General features: G+C 49.2%; 8 protein-coding genes. 5 read left to right on the top strand and 3 right to left on the bottom strand.

What is annotated here, in order from left to right:
- Window positions 1–159 precede the first annotated feature (159 nt).
- The 5 genes from B3729_RS23085 to B3729_RS23065 all read left to right on the top strand — a co-directional run bounded on the left by B3729_RS23085 (window position 160) and on the right by B3729_RS23065 (window position 4,404).
- A complete protein-coding gene (locus tag B3729_RS23085) occupies window positions 160–798 on the top strand; it encodes a FlhC family transcriptional regulator (protein WP_073450605.1) in 639 nt (212 codons plus the stop codon).
- A 679-nt stretch (window positions 799–1,477) separates the two neighbouring features.
- The gene (gene mobI / locus B3729_RS23080; RefSeq protein ID WP_125890031.1) at window positions 1,478–2,020 is read left to right on the top strand and encodes a conjugative transfer protein MobI(A/C); all 543 of its coding nucleotides are present in this window, start codon (window positions 1,478–1,480) and stop codon (window positions 2,018–2,020) included.
- Between the two features lie 20 nt (window positions 2,021–2,040).
- Entirely contained in the window at window positions 2,041–2,472 is a 432-nt protein-coding gene (locus B3729_RS23075) for a hypothetical protein (RefSeq protein WP_125890030.1), read from the top strand.
- Between the two features lie 139 nt (window positions 2,473–2,611).
- On the top strand, window positions 2,612–3,088 hold the full coding sequence (locus tag B3729_RS23070) for a hypothetical protein (protein WP_286789121.1): 477 nt from the start codon (window positions 2,612–2,614) through the stop codon (window positions 3,086–3,088).
- 458 nt (window positions 3,089–3,546) lie between these two features.
- Entirely contained in the window at window positions 3,547–4,404 is an 858-nt protein-coding gene (locus B3729_RS23065) for a DsbA family protein (RefSeq protein WP_286789120.1), read from the top strand.
- A gap of 32 nt (window positions 4,405–4,436) precedes the next feature.
- Here B3729_RS23065 and B3729_RS23060 read toward each other — a convergent pair whose 3' ends face one another.
- Genes B3729_RS23060 through B3729_RS23050 form a run of 3 tightly spaced genes read right to left on the bottom strand, consistent with a single transcriptional unit; the run spans window position 4,437 to window position 6,163 of the window.
- Window positions 4,437–5,522 carry a competence protein CoiA gene (locus tag B3729_RS23060; protein ID WP_286789119.1) on the bottom strand — a complete coding sequence of 362 codons (1,086 nt, stop codon included), beginning with the start codon at window positions 5,520–5,522 and terminating at the stop codon, window positions 4,437–4,439.
- Window positions 5,523–5,552: 30 nt separating this feature from the next.
- Window positions 5,553–5,843 carry a hypothetical protein gene (locus B3729_RS23055; protein WP_286789118.1) on the bottom strand — a complete coding sequence of 97 codons (291 nt, stop codon included), beginning with the start codon at window positions 5,841–5,843 and terminating at the stop codon, window positions 5,553–5,555.
- 23 nt (window positions 5,844–5,866) lie between these two features.
- A complete protein-coding gene (locus B3729_RS23050) occupies window positions 5,867–6,163 on the bottom strand; it encodes a hypothetical protein (RefSeq protein WP_122044412.1) in 297 nt (98 codons plus the stop codon).
- Window positions 6,164–6,397: the final 234 nt, after the last annotated feature.

Genomic DNA, 6,397 nt, shown 5'->3' with positions numbered 1-6,397 from the left:
GGTTTTGTTAGCGGCTCTTAGTGCGCAACACCTCCTCAGGAAAGTTATTACTGAGATTCGACCCACAAATTGTAAATGGGATTGGTGTTACGGATTATTTTATTGAGGCGTTGAGCCGAATTCAACTTCAGTGCTTAAACTCAGCCGTGGAACTCTAACATGACCGACAAAGACAAGGGAAAAAAGGTAGTTGTGATCTATCAGAGTGTTGAGGCTAGTTATCGACTTGAGACTGCCAGGAAGATGCTACGCCACAACTTCAATACTCAGGTGATAGAGCTAGAGACACAAATAAGTGTCAAGACATTGCGTAAGCTACGCAAAGAAATGACATTACAAAAAGAAGAGCGGCGTGATCGCCTGGGCCGTAGTGTTCCGACGATTGTCAAGAATACAACACAAAGAAAGATAGCTTCCTTGTTTTTACATATATATGTAGTCATGTGTGGTAAGGAACATGGAGTGGTTGATATCGATCTGCTGATTCAGGCCTATTATATTTTCCTTGCGGACCTTAAACAACAAAATAGATTTAATGAAAGAACTATAAAGCCGCTCACGATCAGCGAGGTATATTCGCTGGCATCAGCTTATCAGCGCCGAGAGATCTCTCTTGAGATTTGCTCACGTTGCGGTACACCTCATGCCGAATTCTACAAGGGTACTATCGGTGGCTGCCCTAACGCGATCAGCCTTGTCGGGATGCATGGAAACGTCATGGATGAGCGAACACCTATGTGGTCAGGCATGAAGAGATCAATCTATTCGCAACATGAGGCAGGGCAGGCCTCTTTCTAGGTTCTGATTACCTTGCAAATGAGGGGGAGCCTTGATAGCTCCCCTTTTTTTGCCATTTGACCTGCTCACACCATTTCCGCTAGGTAGGTAGCGGGTTGCATCCGAAAAGCCCTCTTGTGGTATCTGCAGGCGCTTAAAGCCCCTCTCGGACAACCTTTCCTGGGCTTCAAATCGCACATCACCATTTGCGCCCTTCGGATTGCTCGACATGCTTGAGCAACCTGGTCTCTACCTATCGCCAAAAGCTGGTGTTCTCCTCATGATCAAGACCGGGAGTAGAGATGGTAACCACTCCTCAATCTACCCATAACATTGGTAAAACCCCTGTTCTCTATTGCGTGCATGGCATTTTTTGTAGATGGACTGACTATTGCCAATATCATATTGGTAATTTACACAGTTAGTGCTGGAGGACTGGTAAAACTACACAATTCATTCTTATAATATTGGTAATTCCACTCACAGCCGAAAAACGTGGCGGGGATAGAAATCCTCATTTTTAGACGTTGAATTACCAAATGAATAAACCATGTCAAATGCTTATGCTTTTTTTCTCACTTGCAGCGTTGGTTAGTAGGCGATATACGATTACACGAGCGTGCTGATTTTCTAGCACAGGATTGACCTTATCGGTTAGCCCTCTAGAAGCATGACAGGGTGGATGCTGGAGACCAGAAACATGACAGATCAGATTACAAACGAGAAACTGAGCCAGCTCCTGGATTCCAAGGAGTCTCTGGCCACATCAGGGATGGATGCTGCAACGCTTCTTGAGTTGACGGAGCAGACCCTGGCAGTGCTGGAGCACCATGTGGAGCGTTTGACCTACTTGAATGCGCTTCAAGCAAAGGAGACCTGTGAGTATTTCTGGGAGAAAGCAAGAGAAGGGCAGGAAGAGAACAAACAGTATCCGCGCCTTGGTAGTAGAGTTCGGCTTATCAAGAACACGCTTGCAATTGTCTGGTACCACAGTAGTTATCTGCTCAAACCCAAGGCGGGAGGAAAACGAGTATTTACCGCCAAACATATTTCCAAGCCACGGCATAAATTTCGATACAGCAATGCTGCGCTTTCTAATGCCTACCCCTGGGAGAAGGAAAATGTGGAAGATACCGAGAATGATTATGCCAAGTTCAGACAGAGACAGTCGCTCATTACTGAAATAAGGAGCAGGCTCTCACGATTCAAGAATATTACGGATGCCTATTCAAATAACGAGTAGCTTTGCTTTCGGTGAATAATATGTACAGCAATCAGGCTCAACTACTGGAATTACAACTGTGCGACCTTGAGTACATCAAAGATCTTGACTGCGATGGATTTTCTGCCTGTACAGCTTATTTACTTAAGCGTGCAAGTTTATCTTATAGACTCATGCGCGGGCAGTGCATCAGAGTTAGCACAGGTCATATTATTGTTCCGCATTACTGGATAGAACTCTCGCCTGACGTCTGTGCTTATCTTCAGCACCCCAATGATCAACTGGTGATCGACTTTAATCTACGCAAGTGGTTATTTGAGGATGAAGAGGTTCCGCATGGCGTTTTTGCCAAGAACCGCGAAACAGACTTTCGTTATATTGGCGAAGCAATAGATACTGATTTTGGGCTCGACTTTTGGGATTTGGACAGTATGACAAATGGTCGGCTGGCTAGAATGCAGATAAATATCTGAAACCGTTCCTTTCTGAAATAGGACTAACATCGGATTAGTCCGGTTTTACGCCAATTATTTTTCCAGCCTGCTCGCTGGACTTGCATCCTGAAATTTCCCTGTACTATGAAAGTAGGTATTCTTTCAGAGGAGATTTCGTATGCACATATCAGCCATTCAGTTACTTGAAGCATTACCTACTCGCAAAAGATCGGTCATAAACCAGCTATTGCTTTCAATGTCGATTGACGAGTTAAGAGAGTTGGTTGCCTACTTTAACGGTCATGACAAGTATGGTGCAGATGATACTGCCCGGATTGCACTTCTGTGTGTCTACTCAGGGCATCTTTCAAACAAGTTTCCCCCGTTCTCATTTGTTCAATCCCATCTAGCCAGCTGTTGCCCTGACATCATCGAACTCAAGCCAAGGCATGTATTGACTCGTCCTCTATCCGACATGACCGGCCATCCAGTGGACTATCTGGATGGGGCAGTTTTCCAATCTCTGATCGAACTCATGCCAAATGGCTGGTTGGTTGCTATTCCTGTCCGCAAGGGATTCAAAACCAATATTGTTTCTTTTCCAGACTCTTCTGGCAGTTCTTTCAAGGGAGATAGCCATGCGATATCCCAATAGATTATCCATAACCTTGCTAATGTTTACCTCAACGGCATTTGCCTGTGGTACGGTTTATTGTCTTGGCGTTAATCAGTCACTGGGCAGATTATTCATTGTCTGTTTATTGAGTAACGCAATTGTTATGGGGGGGTGGGGCTTCTTTCAGGGAAGGTTTTTTGGAGAGCCATTACCGGTCTGCTGTACAAAAGCCGTTGCAACTTCCATAACAGGCGCTTTAGGGACGGGAGTGGCCGGTTATGTAATGGCACTTTATTTAATTCTGCTCGCTGACATACTGCCCACTATTTGCGATACGTTTCTCAATCATTAATTAACTGACACGTTTTGTTACATATTGTAAGAATATGGTTAGGCTAGATCTTAAAGGCAATTAAAGCTCAAAGTGCCACTATAATTATTAATATGTAGCAAAGTTACATCAAAGCGCCACTATATATTAAAACGGGAGTTTTAAAATGAGTGACAAGAATTCGAACAAACTTGTAGTCATTGCGCTTGCTGTAACGTGCGCAACAGTTGTGGGCGGTATGTTTTATCAGTCTCATCAGACGCAAAAGAGAATGGATGAACTGGCGCAAACCGTACAGTCAGCCACCTCGCCCGAGCGCTTGCAGGCGTCGATCGAGACCACCCTGGCGGATATCCGTACCCGTGAAGCCGATCAGGCGCGCCAGCAGATGTTTGAGGGCTATCAGGCGGCGTCGGACAGCCTGGAAGGGCGCAAGGCAGGCCAGCACATCTATGGCAGCACCAAGGCCCGTTTTACGCTGGTGGAATTCGCTGATACCCAGTGCGGATATTGCAAGCGCTTTCATGAGACGCCCAAGCAGATCGTGGACGCCTCGGGTGGAGCGGTGAACTGGGAATACAAGAACATGCCTATCCTCTCATCCACTTCGCAGGTGCAGGCCCATGCCCTGGAATGTGTCTCCGAGGTAAAGGGCAATCAGGCGTTCTGGGTCATGCTGGATCAGCTCTACAAGCAGCCCGGGCAGGAGGTAGACCTCAATGGCCTGGCGACTCGGCTGGGCGCCAATTCTGGCGCCTTCAAGCAGTGCATGACCGAGCGCCGGCACATGGACAAGCTCCAGCAGTCGGTGGCACTGGCCAAGAGCAACGGCGCCAATGGCACGCCTGCCACCTTTGTCGTGGATAACAAGACCGGGCAGCGCATCCTGTTGGGTGGGGCACAGCCCATGGAAGCCTTCCTGTCGGTGATGCGTCGTCTGCAGATGCAGGACGAGGAGGGGGGCAAGGATCCAAACGCGACGGGTGCAGTTCAGCCTGTGCCATCGGCCGGGTCAGCTGGCTGATTCTTGGGGGGCAGCCTAGCGGTGAGCCGACCTTAGCCGTCGGCTTCGCCTGCAACATGCCAGCGACACATTCTGTGGGTATTCACCAAGTCCAGAAGTCTCCGACTGGGTACGATCCAGTGTCGGAAGAATGTCTGCTTCTGTTCATGTTTATGGACAAAGAACCGGCCCTGTAGAGCATCACAGTGCAAACAGCCATTGGCCAGATAAGATGCCTTGGCCTTGGCGCTATAACGAACACGGATAGGCCCGATCTGCACTGCGGCAGGATGTCGATAAAGCAGCTCGAGCAAAAGATCTTCCTGTCCAGCCAGCTCCTCAAGGCTGACTATGCATGGCCTTGCGTTGTCTGAACGAGGTACAAGCTGAAAGTAGCTGACCACGCCCGTCCATTTGCCGCAGCGCCAGCATTGGTCTCGCCTTCCAAAGACTTCGACATTGACCTCGGCACCTGGTCTTAGAAGGCCATACCAAAATCTTTTCGTAAACGCAGCCTCAATGACCTGCTCAATGGGCAGCTGCTCTTCCCAGTCCTCTCTCCGGCTACGTCTGCGCTGGCCATATCGCGTGGATTGATCGTGCGCCAGCAAGGCCAAGAAATTACCATCCGCCAGCTCGTCCACGCATACAGCCGGAAACGCTTTCGAAATGGGAAAGTTTGCCTGATGCATCAGCCACAGGCCACGTACATCGGACTCAAGATAGCGCTGTTGTCGGTACAGGCACGTCTCGTCAACTTGGGAAGACCACTGCACCTCTACAGCCACCCTTCGTGTACCTTTTGTTGCCAGTACATCAGCGACCCAAGGTTCTCCGCTGGGCGTCTCGCCATCTACTTCTGTAGCAGCAGTCCATCCATGTTTTCGGATGAGCTTAACAACAAGCGCCTTGAGCCGCAGGTGTTGCTCGGATTCGGGAGCTGAGGTGCAGTCGCCCTGTTTCTTGTGCGCAAAGAACTGAGTGCCACGTCTGGATGTTTTAAGTATGGCGTCAGCACCGCAACAGGGCATGACCAGCCTGGCCGCCTTGGTTGTGGCTTTTAGCATCGCCCACTCTACTGGGCTCAGATCGAACGCCTGTATGCTTTCGCCCGACTGATTGAGAGCTCTGAGTGGCATGATTAGAGATTGATTAATTGGACATGATGCTTATTCTGCTCCCCTGATCACGACATATGTCCCTGCGATCAGGCCCAGTAGGCCACCCGTGAGTCCAGCATTCTGCCAGGTCGCCAGAGAGCCTTCGACAGGATAGACATTGGAGACCACCAGGCCGATAAGGCCGAGCGCTGTAGCAAGCACAGCCGCAAAGCCGAGTACGAAACGGATATTGCCTGCAACCTCGGCCCGACGTTCAAGCTCAAGACAGCGAGCCACCTCCTCAGCTGTAGCTGCATCAGCCGCCCACTTGGCGCGAAGCGCCTTAAGCTCCCGGTTCATGATGGCTCCCCTAAGCCTGAAGTCTACCAATCGTATAGTGGAAGATCGGGGTGAACTACACCTGCCGGCTCCAGCATAACCCACATGGGAAAATTGCGATCCTGAAGCCAGTGCCTAAGATCAATTAGGCAACGAGGGATTTCTTTCTCAAGGTCAACATCCCCAAGCTCCAGAATCATGCCCGATTGATAGGTTGCACATAGGCACCAAGGGTTATCATCACCCTCGCTCAAGAGACGGCTGGCTGTGACATCATCCAGATGATGATTTGAGATGACAGGCATGGAAATGATATCCAGCGAACGGTCAGTAGTGCTCATTTGTACTCCTTTAGGTCTTAACATCCTTGATGTCGAGGATGTATAGGATGCGCATCTCTGATTAGCGCACCTTCTTTTTTCCCACGACTTTTCCATTATGCAAGTGCCAGCAAACAAATAATGGTAATAGGCCATCATTTGCAGACATTGTCTTTGCCTCCTGTCGCTATTCCGCCATGGGGCGCACAGCTCGATTCAGGTTGCGGCTTAAGCAAACAGATCCAGCTGGCCATG

Origin of the sequence: Pseudomonas sp. UBA3149 (assembly GCF_002364655.1) — a bacterium.
Taxonomy (GTDB): domain Bacteria; phylum Pseudomonadota; class Gammaproteobacteria; order Pseudomonadales; family Pseudomonadaceae; genus Chryseomonas; species Chryseomonas luteola.
Note: the sequence above shows the minus strand (reverse complement) of the source record. Positions and strands in the feature narration are given on the sequence as shown.

Coding starts and splice junctions, on each gene's coding strand:
- B3729_RS23085 (WP_073450605.1), top strand. CDS start 160: ATGACCGACAAAGACAAGGGAAAAAAGGTAGTTGTGATCTATCAGAGT.
- mobI (WP_125890031.1), top strand. CDS start 1,478: ATGACAGATCAGATTACAAACGAGAAACTGAGCCAGCTCCTGGATTCC.
- B3729_RS23075 (WP_125890030.1), top strand. CDS start 2,041: ATGTACAGCAATCAGGCTCAACTACTGGAATTACAACTGTGCGACCTT.
- B3729_RS23070 (WP_286789121.1), top strand. CDS start 2,612: ATGCACATATCAGCCATTCAGTTACTTGAAGCATTACCTACTCGCAAA.
- B3729_RS23065 (WP_286789120.1), top strand. CDS start 3,547: ATGAGTGACAAGAATTCGAACAAACTTGTAGTCATTGCGCTTGCTGTA.
- B3729_RS23060 (WP_286789119.1), bottom strand. CDS start 5,522: ATGCCACTCAGAGCTCTCAATCAGTCGGGCGAAAGCATACAGGCGTTC.
- B3729_RS23055 (WP_286789118.1), bottom strand. CDS start 5,843: ATGAACCGGGAGCTTAAGGCGCTTCGCGCCAAGTGGGCGGCTGATGCA.
- B3729_RS23050 (WP_122044412.1), bottom strand. CDS start 6,163: ATGAGCACTACTGACCGTTCGCTGGATATCATTTCCATGCCTGTCATC.